Below are 20281 nucleotides of genomic sequence, written 5' to 3' on the forward strand. Positions count from 1 at the left end.
ATTAAAGAAAAACAATAAGAAAAGGAGGGGCAGTTTTTCCTCTGCTTTTTATTTACTTCCTCATCCTCTTTATAATACCGGCAGCTACCACGCCACCCAAAAGGTACCATGCTACTGTTAACGCTTTTGTCGTGTTTGTACGAGTTACCGGAGCATCACTTAAGCCCAGGGGTTTTGTAAGCACCAATGCGCCAACTCCCGCAGCCAGGCCTAATATGGAGCCATTTAGCAAAACATTCTTCTTTTTGCCTACTCCGGCAATGCTATAGTATATGGCATTGCTGATAACATCTCCGGCCAGGGTTGCCAGGTAAAGGTTAGTGCCTGATGGTGGCGTAAGCCCTATTTTAGGCAGCCATTTTTTTATAGCTTCCTCGCCAACAAGGTCTACTCGAGGGGCAGACCTGCTGTACCGCTTTACTGTTTCATGTACCAGGTTGAGGGCTATTGAACCCGCAATACCACCCAAAATGTTTTGCGATGCTTTCATGATTTTAAAAGCCTGCTGAACGACAGATTGTTTTAGATTTATGAAAAGTGTTCACGTGTTTTTGACAACACACAATTGAACACCAGTTTGAACGCCCGGACAAATACTTAGAAAAAACCGCGCTATTAGCATCAAATAAGCTGTTTTTGATATAAAATCCTAGCTGTAATCTTCAAAAACCACACCTTTTTTACAGGCAAAATGAAAATATATTTGCAGGTAATACAACAAATTACAGGTGTAAATTGATTTCTTGATGTACAAAAAAAGGCAGCCCGTTTTCGGGCTGCCTTTTTCTTGTTCTTGTTTATGAGATTAATGACGACCGCGATCATGCCTTGCATCTTTACGATCATGCTTTAGTTCCTTACGGTCCTGGCGAAAATCTTTGCGATCATCGCGGATTTCCCGGCGATCGTTGCGGATATCTCTTCGGTCGTCCCTACGATCGGCTGCCCAGTGATTAGCGTACCTGGCATCACGGCTATCACGAATGATTGGCTGGTTACCTCTGCCGCGGTAGTTGGCATATTTGGCACGGTATACATTATTGCGCACCCATGGGTTACGTTCGTTAACCACTACTTTGTAGCCGTTATAAACGTTGTAGTTGCTGTAGCGCGATGGCAGATTAGAGCGGTGTACCCAGTTGTTATTTTCAAGGTAAACGTACTGGTGTGCCGGTACATCGTAATATGCATCAATGTCGGGCATGTAATAGTAGTCTACATGATCGTATCCTACTGGTCCCCATTCTGGCTGGCTGCCAATATTTATACTAAAACTTACCTGGGCTTTAGCGGCCTGAAAACTCAGGGCGCTTAAGAATATTGCGGTTGTTAAAATTATCTTTTTCATTATCGTAATGTTTGGTAGTATGACGGTACCACATCACGATAGTTTAACGGATCGCCACCCTTAGCCGGGTGTATAACAAGGAAGTTACAAGCTGTAAGTATCACGTGCGCTGTTCCAGCACCAATAAAAAAGGCGAAACATCTATGCCCCGCCTTTATCAATTTTGTTCACAATGGTCTATTGGGTTGTGTCTCTATCTGCTTTAGGGTTTGCCATAGCCAGCATAGGTTTACCTATGGTTTTAAAAACGCCTTCCCCTTTTAATATAGAGGCTACCTGATTTTTATCCTGCATGGTCTTTACCGCTTGTGCCAGTTCTTTATCATACTTAAAGTTGGTCTCGTAGCGGCCTTTTTCATAGTAATAGCGGGAGGCTATCTCGTTTTCCAGTATTTGCTTAATTTCTTCTTTATGCAGCTGCAGGTCATTCTTTTTGCTTGCAGCCATTTTGGCTTTCAGCACATCGTATTCGGCCTGTATCTCCGGAAATTGTTTCTCCTTGGTTGCTTCTGTTTTAAGCTGAGTGAGCAACTTTTCTGATACGGTGCTGTACGTGTAATTTTTAGTGCCTAAGTATTTTACAAAATCAGCATAGCCGGCTTCGCTCAATGCAAATGCCCGTGGATCGCCTATTTCAGGGTGTGTATTGCGGTATTGTGTAGCGTAGTCAAATATCAGCAGCTTGCTTACCAGCGTTTGGGTAATATTGGCGAAGCGTTCCTGCTTTACCAAAATATCAGGGTAAACGCCGCTGCCATCATAAACGGAGCGGCCATTTTTGGTTTTAAATTCATGTATAAGCGAATCGGCAACCTTTATAACGCTGCCGTCGTCTTTCCGGTGTGCATAATCAAGTTCCTGCACGCAACGGCCGGAGGGCACGAAGTACTTGGCAATGGTTATTTTAACCAGGCTGTTGTACGGCAGGTTAAAGGTTTGCTGCACCAGGCCTTTTCCATAGCTGCGCTGTCCTATCACAATAGCGCGGTCCAGGTCCTGCAGAGCACCCGCTACAATCTCTGATGCTGATGCCGAACGACTGTTTACCAGCACTACCAGCGGCAGGTTTGGCTCCATCGGTGCAGACACCGTATTATAAGTAAAGTTCTTTTCTTTTATCTTGCCCTTTTGTGATACCACAGTTATGTCTTTAGCAACAAACAGGTTCACTATTTTAACAGCCTCCTGTAGTATGCCGCCGCCATTGGAGCGGAGATCCAGTATAATCCCGTTCGGGTTGTTCTTTTTGAGTGTGGCAAGTGCAGTAGTTACTTCCTCGGCAGAATTCTCCAGGAATTTGTTAAGCTTTATATAGCCCATGTTACCGTCAACCATTCCGTAGTACACTACGTTTGGCTGCTTAATCTCATCACGTAGCAGGTTCTTTTCAACGGCCGGTTCGGTACCGCGCTTAATTAAAAGCTTTATTGCAGCTCCTTTGCTGCCTTTTAACAGCTGGCTTACCTGGTCGTTAGTTTTGCCGGTAACTTCAATGTCGTTTATCTTCAGCAACTGGTCGCCCTGGCGTACATCTGCTTTTTGAGCTGGATAGCCGGCAAATATATCTGCTATAAATATTTTGCCTTCACGCACGAATATGCTTGCTCCTATACCACCGTATTGAGTACTTACATAATGAAGCTTGTAATCCTCTATTTCAGATTCGGGCACAAATTCGGTATACGGATCCAGTCCGTCCAGCATAGCATCAACCCCGGTCTTTATAAGTTTGGCCGAGTTTATATCGTCAACGTAGTTAATGTTCACCTCCTTGTAAACCGAGGCAAAAACATCTAGGTTCTTGGTGATCTGGAAAAGGTCATCGCTAAAACCAAAACCGGCTATGGCAAACGCAAGTACGCCTGCAATAATGGCCGGCCGCTTGTAATTCTTCTTCCTTTTCTCTGTTATCATCTTTTCCCTAAACTATAAAATTACAAAAAGCGCTGAGCTTTAAGTAATAAACTCAATTTACAGGCGGTTATTGTCAATATTCACCAGGGCCTTCTTAAGGGTGAACACCACATATTTGCGGTCGCGGTTTATTAACGCCATCAGGCGGTTTATCAGGCCTTCTTCGTCGCCGGGAGTATATTGCAGCTGCTCATCAGTAAGGTGGTTATACTTGCGCTGAACCTTAATTTTAACCCTTTGCCAGTCTTTATCGCTGATAGTAATTTCTGCCATAAATAAATTATTTGAGCAAAAATATAAAAAATACCATGGCGGTTGCGTTAAATACCCGGCTTGCGGTTAAACTTTTACACGCCAGCCACATCAAACCAAATTATTAACCATGCTAATTACCTGTGGTTTTAAACAAAGGCAACTATGATGGTATAATTACGGGTAATTACTAAAACTCATTTACAATTATGAAAAAGTTATTCTTAAGTATTGCTATCCTCATATCGGCAGCAATAACGGCAAAGGCCCAGTTCTCATTGGGTATTAAAGGTGGGGTAAATTTCTCCAAAATCAACACCGATCAATTTGACGAGTCTACAAAAACGGGTTACCAGGCAGGTGTTTTCGCTAGGTTTGGCAGTAAGCTATACCTGCAGCCCGAGCTGTACCTGGGCAGTAGTGGTGGTAAGTTCGATTTTCAGAACAACAACAATACGGTTACTACCAACGGCAAGGTTTCTTTTACCACTATAAATGTACCTTTATTAGTAGGTAAAGGCTTTGGCGGCGATAACCTCAACTTCAGGATAATGGCCGGCCCTCTTTATAGCTACGTACTGGATAAGAACCAAAACTTTGCCGACAACGTGAATGGCGCATATCAAGATTTTGGAGATTACCGCAAAAGCACGCTAGGTTTCCAGGCGGGTGCCGGTGTAGATATAGGCCATATTACTGCCGATCTACGTTATGAAGGTGGGCTTACCAAAATCAACCAGAACTACGGCCAGCGCCAAAACCTATGGGCATTAAGCATTGGTTTTAAATTGTTCTAATAGATAAGTTAATATGTGTTGAAGGCTCCGGTGTTTTCCGGGGCCTTTTTATTTACTCACCCCCCTGCCCCCTCTCTCCGCGTTGCGGAAAGAGGGGGTGCTGTCGCGGGTATATACTATTTCCGTCTTAACCATCTTTGAGCGTAGTGGAGAGAGGGGGTTCTGTCATATATATTTGTTTAATTCCGCATCTCAACCTTCTTTGCGCAAAGCGGAGAGAGGGTCGACAAGCGATAGCGATGTCGGGGTGGGTAAGTTATGAGAGAAGAGGCTGGCATTGGTGTTGTTGATGATAGAAAATGGGTATCCTGCGAGAATATCTAGGATTTTATTACGAAATCTAACTACCACGTCATTGCGAGGAATGAAGCAATCTCCACAGTAATAAGGTCTTTGCAAGCATGTCGGGAGATTGCCACGCTATCGCTCGCAATGACGATTTGTTGTATTACCCTGTTTCAGTGCAGCGGAGAGAGGGTCGACGAGCAATAGCGATGCCGGGGTGAGTCGTTAAGCGTTACTACTCATGAGGAATAATCCTTTTTATATGTAATGAATATTCAATCCTAAATATTAGTATTCCCCTTCAGGGGGTTAGGGAGGTGGAGTAAAAACCTTATAAAACAGCAAAGCCCCTGATGGGCAGGGGCCTTTACTAACCAATTATAAACCTAAATTATGAGAAGAGCTGTAGGAGAAGGGGTCGAACCTTCACAGAGTGGTTATTCCTATTGCTAGAAGTTTCCCAGGATCTCCGCCACCGCGACAAGGAGGTGTGTCTGCCAAAAATTTCACCATCCTACAGGATAAAAACTAAACCTTGCGTTTAGCGTGCTGTTGGGGAAGGGTTCGAACCTTCACAGAGTGGTTAGCCCGCTTCGGGTTTTCCATGATCTCCGCCACCGGGACAAGGAGGTGTGTCTGCCAAAAATTTCACCACCCAACAATGTTTTTTCTTAAAAGAACAGCAAGCAATTCTCATTTGCTTTATACAAATTTAAAGGAGTTTGATATTCCTTGCAAATATTTCAATAAAATATTTTTATTTTTAGCTTTCTTTTAATTAAACTTGTATTTGAATATAGATATTAAAAAATATGCCTCACAGGAAACCCCAAAATTTAGAAATTGACAATCTTGATATCCAGATTTTGTCAATTTTGATGAAAAATGCAACTACTCCTTACACGGAGATTGCGAAGGAATTGATCGTTTCAGGCGGAACAATACACGTGCGGATGAAGAAGCTGGAGGAGTTGGGTGTGATAAAAGGTGCCAGCCTGGAAGTTAACCCTCAAAAGCTCGGTTATGACGTTACGGCATTCCTGGGCATATTTTTGGAGAAAGGTTCGCAGTACAATGAAGCAGTAAAACAGTTGAAAATGGTTCCCGAAATTGTGGAACTACATTATACTACAGGCAGCTGGAGCATATTTGCCAAGATAGTTTGCCATGATACCAACCATCTGCGTGAGGTATTAAATGAGCAAATACAAAGTGTAAAGGGTATACAACGTACCGAGACCTTTATTTCTTTAGAAGAAAGTATTAAAAGGCAGATAACCCTGGAGTAAATTCTTTACGGGCTATTGTAATAGTATTATGCCGGATAACTGAGGTGGTTATCCGGCATTGTTTTTACCAGACCCGGCAAAGCAGCCCCTTGAGATACTCACCCTCCGGGAAAGATGAACGTACCGGGTGATCTTCCGGCTGATGGAACTGGTGAATGAATTGTACCTGCTTACCTGCATCCAGCGCTGCCCAGGCAAGCACTTGCTTAAATGTTTCCATATCCATAGCGCCCGAGCATGAAAATGTGGCCAGCAAGCCACCGCTGTTTAGCAGCTGCATGCCAATACGGTTAAGATCTTTATAAGCGCGTGAAGCCCTGTCCAAAGCCGACCGGGATGGCGCGTACTTGGGTGGGTCTAGCACAATTACGTCAAACTTCTCACCTTCTTCCCTAAACTTGCGCAGTTGGCTGTTAACATCCGATTTGATGGCGATGTGCTCTGTATCGTTAAAGTTGTTGAGATTGATATTCTCGTTCAGGGTCTCTATTGCAAGTGCCGAACTGTCCACACTGGTAATGGAAGCAGCACCTTCGCGCAGGCTATTAAGTGTAAATCCGCCTGTATAACTAAAGCAGTCCAGCACTTTTTTACCTTTCGAATACGACGCCAGTAAGCGTCGGTTATCCCGCTGGTCGCAGTAAAAGCCTGACTTTTGTCCTTCGGCAATGTTAATACCGTAAGTAATTCCATTTTCCTTAACCATAACCAGCTCGGGTGGAGGTGTGCCGGCCAGCAGGGTGTTGGTGGTTTCCAAACCTTCGTGCGCACGCGATGTGGCATCGCTTTTATCGTAAATACTTAATGGTGACAGTAGTTGCTGAAGCTCGTCGATAATAACAGGAAGAGCATTCTGTATCCCCGAGGTGAGCACCTGTAAAGCGAGGTGATCTGCGTATTTATCAGCAATGAGGCCGGGAAGATAGTCGGCCTCGCTAAAAATCAGCCGACAGGTATCTGTTTCGCCGCTTGTAAGGATATGCGCGCGGCCTGCAATAGCTATCCTAACTTTATTGCGAAACCAGTCATCGTTTACAGCAACGCTCTCGTCCCACTCTAATAAGCGCACCGCAACCCGCGACTGATTGTTGTAAAAGCCATAAGCCATAAAAACTCCCTGGGCGTTTACCAGCCGTACAATTTCGCCATTGGCAGGGTTGCCTTTTACCTTTTCTATCGCACCGGAAAATACCCACGGATGCCTTTGCAGCACCGCTTTTTCTTTTCCTTTTTTAAGCAAAACGTCAATCATAGCGCAAAGGTAGCAACAATATGCCACCCTTGAGCTATGAGCCTGGCGCTTAGTCCTGGTTTATCCTCTCGTGGTGCACATGGCAAGCTTCGGCACATTGGCGGCATGCATCGGCACAAATCTGGCAATGGTCATGCCCGTGCATACCACATTCTTCGGCACACATGCGGCAAATCTCTTCGCAAAGCAGCAGGTATTGATGCGCTATTTCTGATTTGCGCTCAAGCAGTCGCACGGCTTGAGAACACAAATCGGCACAGTCGCGATCCAGGCTTATGCAGCGCACCATAGGTTTAACATCGTCCTCGTTAAGGCAGGCAGTTGCGCAATTTTCGCATGCTGCTACACAAGCTAGCAGCTTTTGTATAAGGTAAGTGTGATCATGATTTTCCATAGTAGTACATTTAAAATGTTATAAGTACTACTATGCTGGTTTTAAATAGTTTTCATTAATTTAAAAAGGCAGCCAATTAAAATAAGAAAGGCGTGATGGATACCTCCATCACGCCTTTACTAAAACATTAGCTCAGAAATTTATTTTTGATCGTTGTCTGCAGGCTGTTCATCGCCTGGCAAACCTACCACCTTGTAAACTTTTTTATTGTCTTCGTCACGCGCTTCCTGGAAATAAGTTCCGTCAGGAGCAACGAATAGCTTTTCGCCATTCACTTTTATCTTGCGGCTATCCGGAGGCAATTGATCAACAATATCGCCTACCTGTAGCGGAGCATCGTCAGCCGATGAGTAAGAGCCGTCGTCGCCGTCAGTGCCGGTATTTAGTTCACCGTCTTTACCTGCAACTTCGTACACTACACTGCCATCATCTTTGGTAACTGCACGATAGTAAACACCGTTCGATTCGAAGTACTGCTCGCCATTGATAGTGATAGACTCTGCGTTTGATGGCAAAGAATTCACTTGTGCGCCAACCGGCGGTTCAACCACAGTATACTGGTTGTTGTTCTGGCGATAGTATAAGCCATCGCTGTAGTAGTATTGGTAATCGCCCCAATAGAACGGGTAATAACCGTAAGGCAGTACGCCTATGCTAAAACCAATACGTGGCAGATAATAGCTGTTGTAGTAACCACGGTAGTTATAAAAACCACGGTTGAAATAGCGCGGGCCATAATAGTACGGGCGATATCCGCCACGGTAGCCACCATAGAAGCCGCCACGATAAGTACCGCGGCCATAGTTACCGCCACGGTAAGCGTAAGCACCACGGCCAAAACTACCACGGGTACCTATAGAGCCCCTGTTGAAGCCGCCACCATAGTAGCCGTTAGTTCTTGGGCTGCGGGAAAAACCGCCTTGTGAATAACCGCGCTGCGGCGAAACGCCTACGTTAGGGCGTGAGAAGCTGCCACCACCCGGGCGGCTGAATGTGCCTTGAGGCCTTGAAAAGCTGCCGCCGGAAGGTCTGCTGCCACCGCCGAAGCTACCGCCACCACGGCTAAAGCTGCCTCCGCCGAAACCGCCTCCACCACGACTAAAGCCACCACCGCCTGAAGAACGACCACCGCCGCCTCCGCCACCTCTGTGCTGGGCAACTGCGGGCAACGCCAGGAACAAGCCAAACAGGCCAGTAAAGGCGATTGATAATAATTTTTTATATGACATTTTCATTTTGAAATTAGGATTGCCTCAGTTTTCTACGCTGATGATGTATAGACTAAGAACTACACTAACGGTTTAACAAAGCTTAAATTATTTTTGCTGTAAATCGCCGTGTATTTTGGAGTGAATTAATTTAAATAATCTGCTCTGCTATAAACAATAACGGCTCATGGAAAGTAAAGCTGTAATAGCCATCTTTAGTAGTAGTGTAAATGTTGGGTGTAACACACTCAAGGCCATCAAACTCCAGTGTTGATGTGTCGGATAATACCCGGATCTGCTCTCCTTTTGGCTTCCATTTTTTAAAGCCGCTGCGGATTGGAAAAACCTTCTCATTTCGGCAAAACCAAACAATATTTATGCTATTGCTATATTGCTCTGTAGCGGCAATGTCTAACTCATCAGCAATTATATTCACTGCCGGGTACCCGGCCTCTACCAGGTGGTGGAGTACAGCATTGGTGGTACTTTGTCCGTTCAGACGGATTTGTTTGATATTTGATTGGTTGTCTGCCGGGCTGTGATCATCAGCAATCACATCTATTTTAATACCGAAAGCGTAAACCTGTTCCGCTGTTTTTGAGGTGGCAATTACAGTAGGGCTCCACTCCAGTAGCTGACCCAACAATTCGTCGTCAAAATTATCCAAGCTTAACAGCAGCAGCGCCGGCTCTTGTTTCTCGCGTACAATGTGGTGGGATGACATACAATTTTTCGGTCTGTGCGTTTACTTTTGTAAAGATAAACGAATACGCAACAACAATAATCTATTTGTGGAAGAGGCCGGAACAACAACACGCAGAAAGATCATTCATATTGATATGGATGCATTTTATGCGTCGGTAGAGCAGCGCGATTACCCGGAGTATCGCGGTAAGCCGCTTGTTGTAGGCGGTTTGCCTGAAGGCCGCGGGGGTGTTGTTGCTACTGCGAGTTATGAAGCCCGCAAGTTTGGTGTACGGTCTGCCATGCCCAGTAAACAAGCATTGAAGCTTTGCCCGCACGCCGTATTCGTGAGGCCACGGTTTGCGGTGTATAAAGAAGTGTCTGAAAAAATACGGGAGATTTTTAGCCGCTACACCGATCTGATTGAACCACTTTCGCTTGATGAGGCGTACCTTGATGTTACAGCGGATAAGCAGAACATCGGCTCGGCTATTGATATCGCCAGACAGATAAAGCAGGCAATTAAAGACGAGTTACACCTTACGGCATCAGCGGGCGTTTCGATTAGTAAATTTGTAGCAAAGATAGCGTCGGACATGCAAAAGCCCGATGGACTCACGTTTATAGGCCCATCTTCTATAGAGGCCTTTATGGAAAAGCTGCCCGTCGAGAAGTTTCACGGTATCGGCAAAGTCACTGCCGACCGGATGACTAAGATGGGTATTTTTACCGGCGCTGACCTTAAGCAACTTACCGAAGAAGAGATTGTAAGGCATTTTGGCAAAGCTGGTTCCTTTTACTATAAAATTGTAAGAGGAATAGATGACCGGGCAGTACAGCCACACCGCGAGACCAAATCGATGGGTGCAGAAGATACCTTTGCTTATGATCTCACCACTGTGGAGGAGATGAATGCAGAACTGGCTAAGATTGCCCTCGTTGTACATCAGCGCTTGATGAAATACCAATTAAGGGGCCGCACGGTTACATTAAAAATAAAATACAGCGACTTTAAGCAAATTACCCGAAGTATTTCGCTGCCTCAATGCGTAAGCGACCTGGAAATTATACTACAGACTGCCCGGGAACTGCTCCTAACTACAGACACGGAAAATAGCCGAATAAGATTGCTAGGAATTACAGTATCAAACTTTATTGACCCAGAAGCAAAACCCAAGAGCAATTTCGGGCAACTTTCCTTATTTAAATAATCCATAGTGGCATTTAATATCTTTTTGTAGGTCCGCCGATATTATTTTAATAAAAAGGTATACTGTTTTGATAGTTATTTTACTACTAAGTTCAAATTAGGTGTATTATTGTGAAAAAATTATAAAAATATGATGTTGTTTTTGAAATATTGATTTTAATATGCTACTTTTAGGGTATGCCGATAAGAAAATATAGACATATATTAACTTTTCTCTTACCAATAGAGGCATTATTGTTGTTTGCTAACACTTTTTTTAGAAACAATGCTTATTTTGTTACAAGCAGAACCACGTTTAATGCTTTTAATAGCTTAAGTCCGGCTTTTTCGGATTTAAATCACCCATTTAGCATTAAAAAAGATCAAGAAAAACCGTTTAAAGGGATTTTAAATTACCCTAATAGGATTTTAGCATCTGGTATTTACTTCCCTGTTTTAAAGCTTACAGATTATTTACAAGCTACAGTGAGACCTTGCAGTAATATCCAATTGATATTATTCCCGTTCCATTCTTTTTTGTAATAAGCTATACATCGGCCTTATAACTCATACTACTTGCGTTTTGAAAAGGCTACCCACCACCTAACATAGTAAACAACCCTATTAACTAACTATTTATCAATTTCTTATCACTAAACACATGAAAAAAATTGTACCTTTTGGCATTCTTGTCATTGTTGTTATCCTGGCGCTAATGTACCCGGGCAACGTGGCGGCGGCTAAACCAGCTGAATTCAACGCGGCGGACATTGCCTGGTTGCTAATTTCTACAGCCCTTGTATTATTAATGACACCCGGCCTGGCTTTCTTCTATGGCGGTATGGTTCGCAAAAAGAACGTTATTTCTACAATGCTTCAAAGCTTTGTTTGTATGGGCCTTATCACTATCATTTGGGTAGTATTTGGATTTAGTATGGCCTTCGGCGAGGATGTTGGCGGTTTAGGTTTTATTGGTAATCCTAAATCATTCTTCATGATGCAGAATACCATTGGCACTGCCTGGGGCACTATTCCAGTTATATTATTTGCTATGTTCCAGTTAAAGTTCGCGGTTATTACACCGGCGCTTATTACCGGTGCCTTTGCCGAACGTATCCGTTTCAATTCCTATTTAATATTCATCACACTCTTTATCGTAATCATCTATATTCCGCTTGCCCACGCAACATGGCATCCACAAGGTTATTTCTTTAAGATGGGCGTTCTGGATTTTGCAGGTGGTACCGTTGTACACATGTCTGCAGGCTGGGCGGCTTTGGCTTCGGCTATTTATCTTAAAAAACGTAATGAGGTTGAGGAAGCACATACCCCTGCACGTATTAGCTACGTAATACTGGGTACAGGTTTACTTTGGTTCGGTTGGTTCGGTTTTAACGCGGGTTCTGCGTTAACGTCCGGCGAGCTTGCTGCTACTGCATTAGCAACTACAACTACAGCTTCTGCTGCAGCTGCTATGTCATGGATATTCTTTGATATGCTGCGTGGTAAAAAACCGTCAGCTTTGGGTGCCTGTATAGGCGCTGTAGTGGGCCTGGTTGCTGTAACTCCGGCTGCGGGCTTTATCACCGTATCCAGCTCACTAATAATTGGTATAGTTGCAGCGGTAGTAAGTAACCTAATGGTTATGTGGCGCTCAAAAACTAATATCGACGATACGCTTGACGTATTCCCATGCCACGGTGTAGGAGGTATGGTAGGTATGATATTGACCGGTGTATTTGCTACTAAAAGCGTGAACAGTGCAGGTGCCGATGGTTTGTTCTACGGCGATAGCGCATTGTTTGTAAAACACCTTATCGCATTAGTAGCCGTATCGGTGTTCGCATTTGTTGGTTCATTCATACTATTGAAAGTTACCGACCTGATCAGTCCGCTTCGTGTTAGCAAAGAGGAAGAGCTTGCAGGTTTGGACATCAGCCAGCACGATGAAGAGTTGTAGCAGTAATCTACATATCATAACAAAAAGAGGGGATCGCATTTGCGATCCCCTCTTTTTGTTTATTTACATAATTCTCGTGCTTTTTACTGCTTTTCAAATCGTGCAGCCCAGCCTCCGCCGGATGCCATCTTTACGGTAAGTTTGTCTTTGCCACTAACGGTTAATTCTTTACGCACATAGTCTGTTGCATTGTGGTTGGCATTTATGCCATCTTCAAAAATTACAGCTTTATAGCTTCCTTCACCTAAAAAGGAAAGATCTATGGTGATTTCACGTGCGTCCCAATTGGTCATGGCGCCTGCATACCACGTGTTGCCCTTGCGGCGTGCAAGGCTGATAAACTGAGCCACTTTGCCATCCAGCGCTACAGTTTCATCAAATGTAGTCGGGACAGACGCAATGAAATCTGTACTCTCCTGCTCACGCATGTATATAGTTGGGTTATCTGCCAGCATTTGCAGGGGTGCTTCAAATATTGGGTACATAGCCAGTTGGTGGGTGCGGGTACCCTGCGTCATGGGGTTGTTATTTACCGGCCTGAAATCGCCTTTCGGTGCGTTGCGCATGCCGCCTGGTGTGTAGTCCATTGGCCCTGCCAGCATTCGGATGAATGCTGCACTTACATCGTAACCTGGTTGGTTGTCTACACCCCACTTCATGTTCTCCAGGCCTTTTACACCCTCAAAGTTCAGGATATGCGGAAAAGTACGCTGCATGCCTGAAGGTTTGTACATGCCATGGTAATCTACCAACAGGTGGTGGTCCGCAGCTTTTTGTGCTATTTCGTAAAGCGACCTTACAGCAAACTGGTCATCCCGGTCGATAAAATCTATCTTAAAGCCTTTAACACCCATTTTGGAGTATTTATCGAACACTGCATCTGTTTGCTGCATGGTGGCAAACCAGCTTGCCCAAAGGATAACGCCTACATTTTTTTCTTTAGCATAGGCTACTACTTCGGGAATATTAATCTCCGGAGAGATCTTGTTCAGGTCGGTATCGCTGGACCAGCCTTCGTCTATAATAATGTACTCGAGTTTATTTGCTGCGGCGAAATCTATATAGTATTTGTAGGTTGGTACGTTTATACCGGCTTTAAAAGAAACATGACTAATGTTCCAGTCGTTCCACCAGTCCCAGGCCACTTTACCAGGTTTTACCCACGAGATATCCTTTATCCTTGATGGCGCCGCCAATTTTTGCGTCATATCGTTATCCGCTAGCTGTTTATCTTCGGTACTGATAACCACGGCGCGCCACGGAAAGCTGCGAGTGCCCATTGTTTTGGCAATGTAATCAGCCCTTTGTTTCACCACGTAGTTCATTGATGAATAACCCCCGGTGCCCTGTTCTGCCGGGTAGGCTGCAAATACGCCATGTAAACCCGTACCATTGTTGGTGAGGTACATGCCGGGATAATCCTCAATATCTGCTTCCATTACGGCGGCTTTAATTTGGTCGCTAACATTTACCACGACAGGTAAAAACGCAGGCACATCTTTTTTTATCGCCGATACTTTGATGTTGTCGTAATGCGCCTCAAAGGATGTATTGAACTTGTCTTTGTTACGATAGTCATTTACAAGCGGAAAGAAGCCTTGATTATCGTCAGCAAAATTGAAATTCGCTTCCTCGTCTTTAATGGTCAGCTCGTTATTTATCGAAGTAACAAAGCGGTAAGCAACACCATCGTTATACGCGCGGAAGATTACACCATAGTCACCTTTAAACTTCAGGGTAAGCTGGTTATAGTTATCGCGAACACGGGCCCGTTTGTAAATAGGAGTACTAAACGACTCATCTTTGTTAACTGTAGTATTGCTTTTAACCACCGGGTTGTTGCCCAGTACGGCACCATTACTAAGTACCAGCCCAATAGCTGATGGGGTGATCACATCTGTTTGGTTATACTTTACAGACCACTGTATATTGCTGCCAATGTTAATGCCGGCATCAATTTTACCATCGGGCGATTTTACGTGATAGGTTTTTACCGATTGCGCAGACGAGACCATAGGCCAAAAGGCCAGAAGCAACAAATATTTTATCTTCATGACAGGAATAATTAGTGCCATGAAATTATGTAATTTATCTGTAAACCTGACGGTTATTTAAAAAACGTGAGCTGGCGTGGTTAAAGGGAAAGGCCTAGTCCGGGCAGGTTGTTTAGTACCCACTTGCCATTTTCAAATTCTGGCTGACGGTAGGGGTTGTTAGAGGTTAGGAATGGCCCGTCCAGATCTGCCCAGTCGCATTGTGGTGCTAATGCCGCCGCGGCAAGCGTTGCGCAGCTGGTTTCGCTCATGCAGCCAATCATTACCTTCAGCCCGAGTTGTCGGGCTCTCTTAATCATTAACGAAGCTTCATGCATACCGGCAGACTTCATTAGCTTGATATTTATACCATGGTAACCCCCCTTTGCCTTGTCAACATCGGCTAGGCGCTGCACGGCTTCATCACCAATCAACGGGATAGGGCTGTGCGCTGTGAGCCATGCGTTTCCTTCAATGTCGGTCTTCTGCATGGGCTGTTCTACCAGCAGTACGCCTTGTTCCTGCAGCCAGTACAATAGGTCGAGGCTTTGCTTGCGGTCTGTCCAGCCCTGGTTGGCATCTACGTACAAGGGCACGCTGGTTACCGAGCGGATTGTTTGTATAAGCTCCCTGTCGTTATCGCGTCCCAGCTTTACCTTAATTACTTTAAAGCCTCCAGCCTCCTGCACTTTTTGCAAGATCACGTCTTGGGTGTCTATACCAATGGTGAAGCTGGTTACCGGCATCTTGTCTGGCAGGCTGCCTGCTATTTCCCAGCAAGGCTTTTGCAGCAGCTTTCCCTCAAGGTCATGCAGGGCAATATCTATGGCGGCTTTTACTGCCGGATTACCAGGCGCTATGCTGTCTAAGTAAGTAACAACATTATCAAAATCGAACGGATATTGTATTTGACGGGCATCAACACGGCTAAGAAAGTCTGCCGCGGTTTGGTGGCTTTCGCCCATGTAGGGCACCATAGATGCTTCGCCATATCCCGTTACGCCTTCATGCTCTGCCTGTACCAGCATTATTGGTGTTGAGCTACGCGAGAACCTGGCTATAGTAAAAGTATGCTTAAGCTGTAAATTGAACGGCTGCCAGGTCAGTTTCATGTTATTATGCCCTGTTGTGTTTGTTTGAGGGTTGCAGGGTCATATTTACCCCATAAAACTCAAAGCTAAAATAATCATTTAAAAAGCTGCTTATCTTTGCCGCTATGGCCGCACAAATTTATAAGCCTTTCGACCTGTTTAACTTTAGCAACCGCAACTGCTTCCTTACCGGGCAGGCGCTGAGCAGTACGGAAGAAAAGATCCAGGTTTTTCCACAATGGTTAATGAGCATGTACGCGCTTGAAGACAAGCCGTTTAAAATGCTTGATGAAAGCATGGCCACTTACAAAGACCTTAAAATACCTTGCGCCGCAAATGTTAACGAGCAGCATCTAGAACCATTAGAGATCGAGGTATCTGATGCGTTTGCTAACGGATACGAGGGTGTCAAATCTCTGGATAGCCTTAAGCTATTCCAATGGGTAGGTAAGTTGTTGTATGGTATAATTTTTAATGAGATACAAGCAGGCATAAAAATGCAGCATGCCCAGGGCGAGGAGTTCAGCATGTCGCAGGCTATTATCCATAAATTTGGGCAATTGCACCTGATGCTGCAAAGCCTCAACCAGCCAATACATTTTGAGGACTTTACTCCTTACAGCCTTTTCCTTTTTCAGGTGGACAACCAGCCGGAGGAGTTCGGGTACCGTGATGAAATAAACACCCAGACTTTTGCCTTGCGAATAAAAGACTTTGGTTTGGTGATGTGCCTTCAAGACAATGGAGCCAATGCCCGATACCACCAAAAAATATACGAGCAGATAAAAGACGACAGGCTGCATCCTATACAATTTGAGGAGTTCTCGGCCCGGGTGTTTTATTCTGCCTATCTGTTTAACCGCCTGCCGGAGTACAATATTTTACCCGTTGGGGAGGAGGTGTACATAGAAGCAATGCCGCTGCGCGGCATGAGCAGCAAGCCGCTGTTTGATGACTGGATTGTTAAGACATACGGGCAGGTGCTGGAGAATTTCTGGAAGAATTGGGGCTTCTTGTTGTTCGAGATCATAAAAGACCCGGAACAACCAATGAGTTTCCTGTTTAATGCAGATGGTAACCGTATACCTGCCGCGGATGTTAATTTGCCCCGCTGAACTGAGATATGAAATCGTTCACTACGCTGTGGTGAAGAATTATGGTGATGAGTATACCGCTAAGCGCGCCAAATAAGTGCGCGTCGTGGTTGATGTTGTCGCGTGCATGCTTAGACGCGAAGTGACAGTATACCAGGTATAATATACCAAATACCCAGGCAGGAAAGCTAATCCCCGGAATGATAAGCAGGCCCATCTCGCCACGGGGGTTGAACAAAATAGCACTGAAAACTACCGCGCTGATTGCCCCGGATGCACCAAGTGTATTATACCAGGTGTCATCTTTGTGTTTTTGAATGGATGGCAGATCGGCCAGTATCATGCTGACAAAATATAACACCCCAAACTGCCAATGCCCCAATACAGCCTCCAGCTGAAAAGCAAAGAAATAGTAGGAGAGCATGTTGAAGAACAGGTGGTTCCAATCTTTATGGATCAGCCCGCTCGTAATTATGGTGTATACCCTGTACCCGCGAGATACTTCATATGGATTAAGGATGAATTTGCCGTATATGCTCTCATTTGAGAATGCATAAAGCGAGGTTGCCAGTGTTAAGGCAAATATTATGGAAGCTACAGGAGCAACCATCAGGTATTCCATCATTTCAGATCAAGTTTAGCATCGGTTAACAATCTACCTACAGGATAGCGCAGGTACGTTTTTTCGAAATAAGGCGAATTGCGGTAAACAAAGTTAAGCTGCGCGCCGGCGCTGTTAGCCAATTGAGGGTTCTTCGCTTTTTCATCATCCAGCTTTTTACGCAATTCAGGGTCTTTCTTTAAAAGGTCGGCAGCGATGTCTTCAAATACATAGTCGGAGAAATATTCCTTTTGACCCAGAACCGAGTCAAAGAAGTTCCACGCAAAGAAGGAATCGACACCTTGCGGTTCCAACGTTTCCACAATATAACGGTTAATGGGCTGGTTCACATATACCACGTAATCGCCCTCGAAGAACTTTACCTTCATGTCTACGGGATTTACCTTAACACCAGTGTGGATGTAGTGTCCTTCGTAAGGCCGCTGAGGAGATTTGTAATCACCTATGTAGTACATCTGCAGGGCAAGTGTGGTATCATGCGTAAGCTGCTTCATTGCAACTTTGTTGAGCTTAAGCAGCTCTATAACTTTACCCCATGCTTGCGGAATTATATACGCCAAAGGCTTGTCGACAATTACCGAAGGTTTGTACGTGTTGTAAAACTTAACCGTTTTGGTGTATGGCTTCGTCCTGTCGTAATAAAGGCGTTTTAACCCGCTAACCTCGCTGGTTTTGTAATCGGCAGCGAAGCCCTTGAAGGTAATGGTGTCTATTTTGCTGTTGTCGAGCTGCCAGGCAAGTGCAAAGCTTTTCTGAGCGCTAACTTCCGCATCTGCCTTCTTTTTAAGGTTGCCTATTACTTTAGCATCGCGCTGGCAAATGTCTATCAGGTGCTGCATGAAGTAGTAGGTAGCATACACACGCTTGTCATAGGGTTTTAGCATGTGCGTTTCCGTCATGTAGCTAATGATGTTGTGCTGTGCTGCAAAGCCCGTAGAAAATCGTGGAGTTTCCATAAAGCTTACAATACCAGAATCCGGCAATCCTGATTCACCCGCACCGTACGGAATCATCTCGAAGCCGCTCTTCTTCATGCCTTTATACAAGTCGGCGGTCATTGTTTTAGCCGTATAATCTGCTAATAAGGGGTTTTGCTTATCCTTTTGTGTTTCAATAAGCGTCATTACATATTGGTAGTCGGCGCCATCGCTCACATGGTTGTCAAGCAAAACTTCTGGTTGCCAAATATTCAATATCTGTGCGAATGCAAGCGCGTTTCTGCTATCAGCTTTTATAAAATCGCGGTTAAGGTCAAGGTTACGGTAATTACCGCGAAAGCCATATGCACGTGGTCCGTTTTGGTTGGCACGGGAGGTGCCGCGGTTCATGTTCCCGTCAATGTTGTATAAGGCTATAATACATATTACTACCTCCTTCGGCAGCAGGTTATTTTTGAGCAGATCGCGGGTGAGCATCATGCTGGCATCAATGCCGTCCGGCTCGCCAGGGTGTATGCCGTTGTTAATGAGCAGTACACGTTTATTTTGTTTTTTAACAAATGCAGGATCAAAAACTTTATCACGGGAAAGCGTAATTAATGTAAGGGGTTTGCCTGCGTCCGTCATCCCGTAGTTCTGCAGTTTCATTTGGGGGTACTGCTTAGCTAAAGCGCTGTAATAACCAATTATTTCCGGGTAGGTAGGCGTATAATTCTTATCGCTGCTTTTTTCAAAAGGTGTAAGCTGGGCAAAGGAGTTAGCAAAGAAGAAAGTAAAGGCGAATAGCGAAAGCGTTTTTTTCATGGTAATAAGGCAAATATACTCACGCTGCTGATAGTTTAGCCTTCGGTTGCAATTTCGCTCTGTAACTTTTTAGGCAGGCTTTTTACAACTAGTTCGTACGAGTGGTCTACCATTTCGCAGAGTTGTTTGCGGCTTAACGCGCCACCCATAAACACGGTATTCCAGTGTTTTTTGTTCATGTGATAGCCCGGCTGCACTTCACTATAACGTTCGCGAAGGTCCTGTGCCAGTTCGGGATCGCATTTGGCATTAAAGTGCTGGCCATCATCAAGACCTGCTAAAAGGAATATTTTACCACCAACTTTAAAAACAAGGGTGTCATTTCCAAAAGGGAATTCTTCGGCAACCGCAGGTTTGCTCAGGCAATAATCTCTTAACTCTTCAATATTCACGTTAGTGGCCGATTGTTATTTATAGTAGCTGGATTCGCTACCAAAGTTATATTTCAATCCAACAGTAAATTGGCGATACTGATCAGGCGAGTTGTTTTTAAATTTAGATGTCGGGTCTGCATATCCATCCAACCCTTCTCCAAAGGTAATGTTGTGCTGATAGCCGAAATCAACACCGAATTTAGGATATCGATAATCATCATATATCTTGATTTCGTACCCGATCCTTAGCGGCACTGTAAAGTTCACGCTCTTATCCTTACCAGGAAATTTATAATCCGGCTGAAGCAAACTGTAACGGTTAACTTTAACGTTATTCAAGATAAAGCCCCCGCCAATGCCACCATAAAAGTTCTTTACAAAACTTAGGAAGGCGCTGCGGTCGTAATCGATGGCATCGCCAAGGCCATAGTTAATGTACAATACAATAGCCTTAAAGTTATTGTTGAACTTACGGGTGTCCTTATCATCAGTTACGGCGTCGCCGCCACCCCGCAGCTTTCCGGTTTGAAACTCAAGAACAATAGGAACGTAGGGGTTGTAGTAATAAGTGAAGTTTGCAGCAATGCTGTAGTCGGTATAGTTTTTTTTAAGATCGGCAAAGGGCCTTACGGCGCTTGCGCTAACACCAAAGCCAAACTGGTTGTAATTATATCCACCCTGTGCCCGGGCAGCAAATGCAAAACAAACTACAACGGCGAATAAAATGTACTTTCTCAAAATAATTAGTTAGGA

General features: G+C 44.6%; 20 protein-coding genes and 1 tRNA gene. 6 read left to right on the plus strand and 15 right to left on the minus strand.

The genetic code is table 11. The features are described 5' to 3' along the window. Nucleotides 1-52 precede the first annotated feature (52 nt). From AC59GT_RS14390 to AC59GT_RS14405, 4 genes are all read right to left on the minus strand, one after another. Nucleotides 53-490 carry a hypothetical protein gene (locus AC59GT_RS14390; protein WP_497238265.1) on the minus strand — a complete coding sequence of 146 codons (438 nt, stop codon included), beginning with the start codon at nt 488-490 and terminating at the stop codon, nt 53-55. Between the two features lie 315 nt (nt 491-805). Continuing rightward, complete coding sequence (locus AC59GT_RS14395) at nt 806-1348, minus strand: hypothetical protein (protein ID WP_497238266.1); 543 nt, start codon at nt 1346-1348, stop codon at nt 806-808. A gap of 177 nt (nt 1349-1525) precedes the next feature. Next, the gene (locus AC59GT_RS14400; RefSeq protein ID WP_497238267.1) at nt 1526-3262 is read right to left on the minus strand and encodes a S41 family peptidase; all 1737 of its coding nucleotides are present in this window, start codon (nt 3260-3262) and stop codon (nt 1526-1528) included. A 57-nt stretch (nt 3263-3319) separates the two neighbouring features. Next, on the minus strand, nt 3320-3535 hold the full coding sequence (locus AC59GT_RS14405; protein ID WP_117383044.1) for a hypothetical protein: 216 nt from the start codon (nt 3533-3535) through the stop codon (nt 3320-3322). 188 nt (nt 3536-3723) lie between these two features. Here AC59GT_RS14405 and AC59GT_RS14410 point away from each other — a divergent pair, with 188 nt between their 5' ends. Beyond that, a complete protein-coding gene (locus tag AC59GT_RS14410; RefSeq protein ID WP_497238268.1) occupies nt 3724-4311 on the plus strand; it encodes a porin family protein in 588 nt (195 codons plus the stop codon). A gap of 834 nt (nt 4312-5145) precedes the next feature. Here AC59GT_RS14410 and AC59GT_RS14415 read toward each other — a convergent pair. Continuing rightward, nucleotides 5146-5257 (minus strand) — tRNA-Asp (locus AC59GT_RS14415). 151 nt (nt 5258-5408) lie between these two features. Between AC59GT_RS14415 and AC59GT_RS14420 the strand changes: the two genes are divergently transcribed. Further along, nucleotides 5409-5885 carry an Lrp/AsnC ligand binding domain-containing protein gene (locus AC59GT_RS14420; protein ID WP_067188338.1) on the plus strand — a complete coding sequence of 159 codons (477 nt, stop codon included), beginning with the start codon at nt 5409-5411 and terminating at the stop codon, nt 5883-5885. 64 nt (nt 5886-5949) lie between these two features. Here the strand turns inward: AC59GT_RS14420 and AC59GT_RS14425 are convergent, their stop codons facing one another. The 4 genes from AC59GT_RS14425 to AC59GT_RS14440 form a co-directional block, all read right to left on the minus strand. Beyond that, nucleotides 5950-7137, minus strand: a complete 1188-nt coding sequence (locus AC59GT_RS14425; protein ID WP_497238269.1) for a class I SAM-dependent rRNA methyltransferase — start codon at nt 7135-7137, stop codon at nt 5950-5952. Between the two features lie 49 nt (nt 7138-7186). After that, entirely contained in the window at nt 7187-7531 is a 345-nt protein-coding gene (locus AC59GT_RS14430; RefSeq protein ID WP_497238270.1) for a four-helix bundle copper-binding protein, read from the minus strand. Between the two features lie 140 nt (nt 7532-7671). Next, on the minus strand, nt 7672-8760 hold the full coding sequence (locus tag AC59GT_RS14435) for a DUF6515 family protein (RefSeq protein ID WP_497238271.1): 1089 nt from the start codon (nt 8758-8760) through the stop codon (nt 7672-7674). A gap of 130 nt (nt 8761-8890) precedes the next feature. Then, complete coding sequence (locus AC59GT_RS14440) at nt 8891-9463, minus strand: thiamine pyrophosphokinase (RefSeq protein ID WP_497238272.1); 573 nt, start codon at nt 9461-9463, stop codon at nt 8891-8893. Nucleotides 9464-9530: 67 nt separating this feature from the next. Between AC59GT_RS14440 and dinB the strand changes: the two genes are divergently transcribed. From dinB to AC59GT_RS14455, 3 genes are all read left to right on the plus strand, one after another. Further along, nucleotides 9531-10634, plus strand: coding sequence for a DNA polymerase IV (dinB, locus tag AC59GT_RS14445; RefSeq protein WP_497238273.1), 1104 nt, complete (start codon nt 9531-9533; stop codon nt 10632-10634). Between the two features lie 176 nt (nt 10635-10810). Beyond that, nucleotides 10811-11155, plus strand: coding sequence for a hypothetical protein (locus AC59GT_RS14450; RefSeq protein WP_497238274.1), 345 nt, complete (start codon nt 10811-10813; stop codon nt 11153-11155). Between the two features lie 118 nt (nt 11156-11273). After that, entirely contained in the window at nt 11274-12572 is a 1299-nt protein-coding gene (locus AC59GT_RS14455) for an ammonium transporter (RefSeq protein WP_497238275.1), read from the plus strand. Nucleotides 12573-12655: 83 nt separating this feature from the next. Here the strand turns inward: AC59GT_RS14455 and AC59GT_RS14460 are convergent, their stop codons facing one another. After that, nucleotides 12656-14626, minus strand: a complete 1971-nt coding sequence (locus AC59GT_RS14460; RefSeq protein ID WP_497238276.1) for a retaining alpha-galactosidase — start codon at nt 14624-14626, stop codon at nt 12656-12658. Between the two features lie 80 nt (nt 14627-14706). Next, nucleotides 14707-15717, minus strand: a complete 1011-nt coding sequence (locus tag AC59GT_RS14465) for a dipeptide epimerase (RefSeq protein ID WP_497238277.1) — start codon at nt 15715-15717, stop codon at nt 14707-14709. Nucleotides 15718-15821: 104 nt separating this feature from the next. On the opposite strand from AC59GT_RS14465, the gene AC59GT_RS14470 reads away from it, so the two are divergent. Next, complete coding sequence (locus AC59GT_RS14470; protein WP_497238278.1) at nt 15822-16811, plus strand: hypothetical protein; 990 nt, start codon at nt 15822-15824, stop codon at nt 16809-16811. On the opposite strand, the gene AC59GT_RS14475 is transcribed toward AC59GT_RS14470, so the two are convergent. From AC59GT_RS14475 to AC59GT_RS14490, 4 genes are read right to left on the minus strand one after another with little or no spacing between them, the layout of a single operon-like run. Then, nucleotides 16795-17415: a rhomboid family intramembrane serine protease gene (locus AC59GT_RS14475; protein ID WP_317127854.1), complete on the minus strand. Its 621-nt coding sequence runs from the start codon at nt 17413-17415 to the stop codon at nt 16795-16797. The two genes, AC59GT_RS14470 and AC59GT_RS14475, sit on opposite strands and share 17 nt — an antisense overlap. Next, nucleotides 17412-19154, minus strand: coding sequence for a M14 family zinc carboxypeptidase (locus tag AC59GT_RS14480; RefSeq protein ID WP_497238279.1), 1743 nt, complete (start codon nt 19152-19154; stop codon nt 17412-17414). The genes AC59GT_RS14475 and AC59GT_RS14480 overlap by 4 nt, the downstream gene beginning before the upstream one ends. A 35-nt stretch (nt 19155-19189) precedes the next feature. After that, the gene (locus tag AC59GT_RS14485; RefSeq protein ID WP_497238280.1) at nt 19190-19546 is read right to left on the minus strand and encodes an MmcQ/YjbR family DNA-binding protein; all 357 of its coding nucleotides are present in this window, start codon (nt 19544-19546) and stop codon (nt 19190-19192) included. 15 nt (nt 19547-19561) lie between these two features. After that, nucleotides 19562-20266, minus strand: coding sequence for a hypothetical protein (locus AC59GT_RS14490; protein WP_497238281.1), 705 nt, complete (start codon nt 20264-20266; stop codon nt 19562-19564). Nucleotides 20267-20281 lie beyond the last annotated feature (15 nt).

This window comes from Mucilaginibacter sp. 320_HR (assembly GCF_059691875.1).

Bases quoted from the DNA above. Each gene is read 5' to 3' on its own strand.
- AC59GT_RS14430 (WP_497238270.1), bottom strand. From the start codon at position 7,531: ATGGAAAATCATGATCACACTTACCTTATACAAAAGCTGCTAGCTTGT.
- AC59GT_RS14460 (WP_497238276.1), bottom strand. From the start codon at position 14,626: ATGAAGATAAAATATTTGTTGCTTCTGGCCTTTTGGCCTATGGTCTCG.
- AC59GT_RS14420 (WP_067188338.1), top strand. From the start codon at position 5,409: ATGCCTCACAGGAAACCCCAAAATTTAGAAATTGACAATCTTGATATC.
- AC59GT_RS14480 (WP_497238279.1), bottom strand. From the start codon at position 19,154: ATGAAAAAAACGCTTTCGCTATTCGCCTTTACTTTCTTCTTTGCTAAC.
- AC59GT_RS14440 (WP_497238272.1), bottom strand. From the start codon at position 9,463: ATGTCATCCCACCACATTGTACGCGAGAAACAAGAGCCGGCGCTGCTG.
- AC59GT_RS14435 (WP_497238271.1), bottom strand. From the start codon at position 8,760: ATGTCATATAAAAAATTATTATCAATCGCCTTTACTGGCCTGTTTGGC.
- AC59GT_RS14395 (WP_497238266.1), bottom strand. From the start codon at position 1,348: ATGAAAAAGATAATTTTAACAACCGCAATATTCTTAAGCGCCCTGAGT.
- AC59GT_RS14450 (WP_497238274.1), top strand. From the start codon at position 10,811: ATGCCGATAAGAAAATATAGACATATATTAACTTTTCTCTTACCAATA.
- AC59GT_RS14470 (WP_497238278.1), top strand. From the start codon at position 15,822: ATGGCCGCACAAATTTATAAGCCTTTCGACCTGTTTAACTTTAGCAAC.
- AC59GT_RS14475 (WP_317127854.1), bottom strand. From the start codon at position 17,415: ATGATGGAATACCTGATGGTTGCTCCTGTAGCTTCCATAATATTTGCC.
- AC59GT_RS14405 (WP_117383044.1), bottom strand. From the start codon at position 3,535: ATGGCAGAAATTACTATCAGCGATAAAGACTGGCAAAGGGTTAAAATT.
- AC59GT_RS14465 (WP_497238277.1), bottom strand. From the start codon at position 15,717: ATGAAACTGACCTGGCAGCCGTTCAATTTACAGCTTAAGCATACTTTT.
- AC59GT_RS14400 (WP_497238267.1), bottom strand. From the start codon at position 3,262: ATGATAACAGAGAAAAGGAAGAAGAATTACAAGCGGCCGGCCATTATT.
- AC59GT_RS14410 (WP_497238268.1), top strand. From the start codon at position 3,724: ATGAAAAAGTTATTCTTAAGTATTGCTATCCTCATATCGGCAGCAATA.
- AC59GT_RS14390 (WP_497238265.1), bottom strand. From the start codon at position 490: ATGAAAGCATCGCAAAACATTTTGGGTGGTATTGCGGGTTCAATAGCC.
- AC59GT_RS14425 (WP_497238269.1), bottom strand. From the start codon at position 7,137: ATGATTGACGTTTTGCTTAAAAAAGGAAAAGAAAAAGCGGTGCTGCAA.
- AC59GT_RS14455 (WP_497238275.1), top strand. From the start codon at position 11,274: ATGAAAAAAATTGTACCTTTTGGCATTCTTGTCATTGTTGTTATCCTG.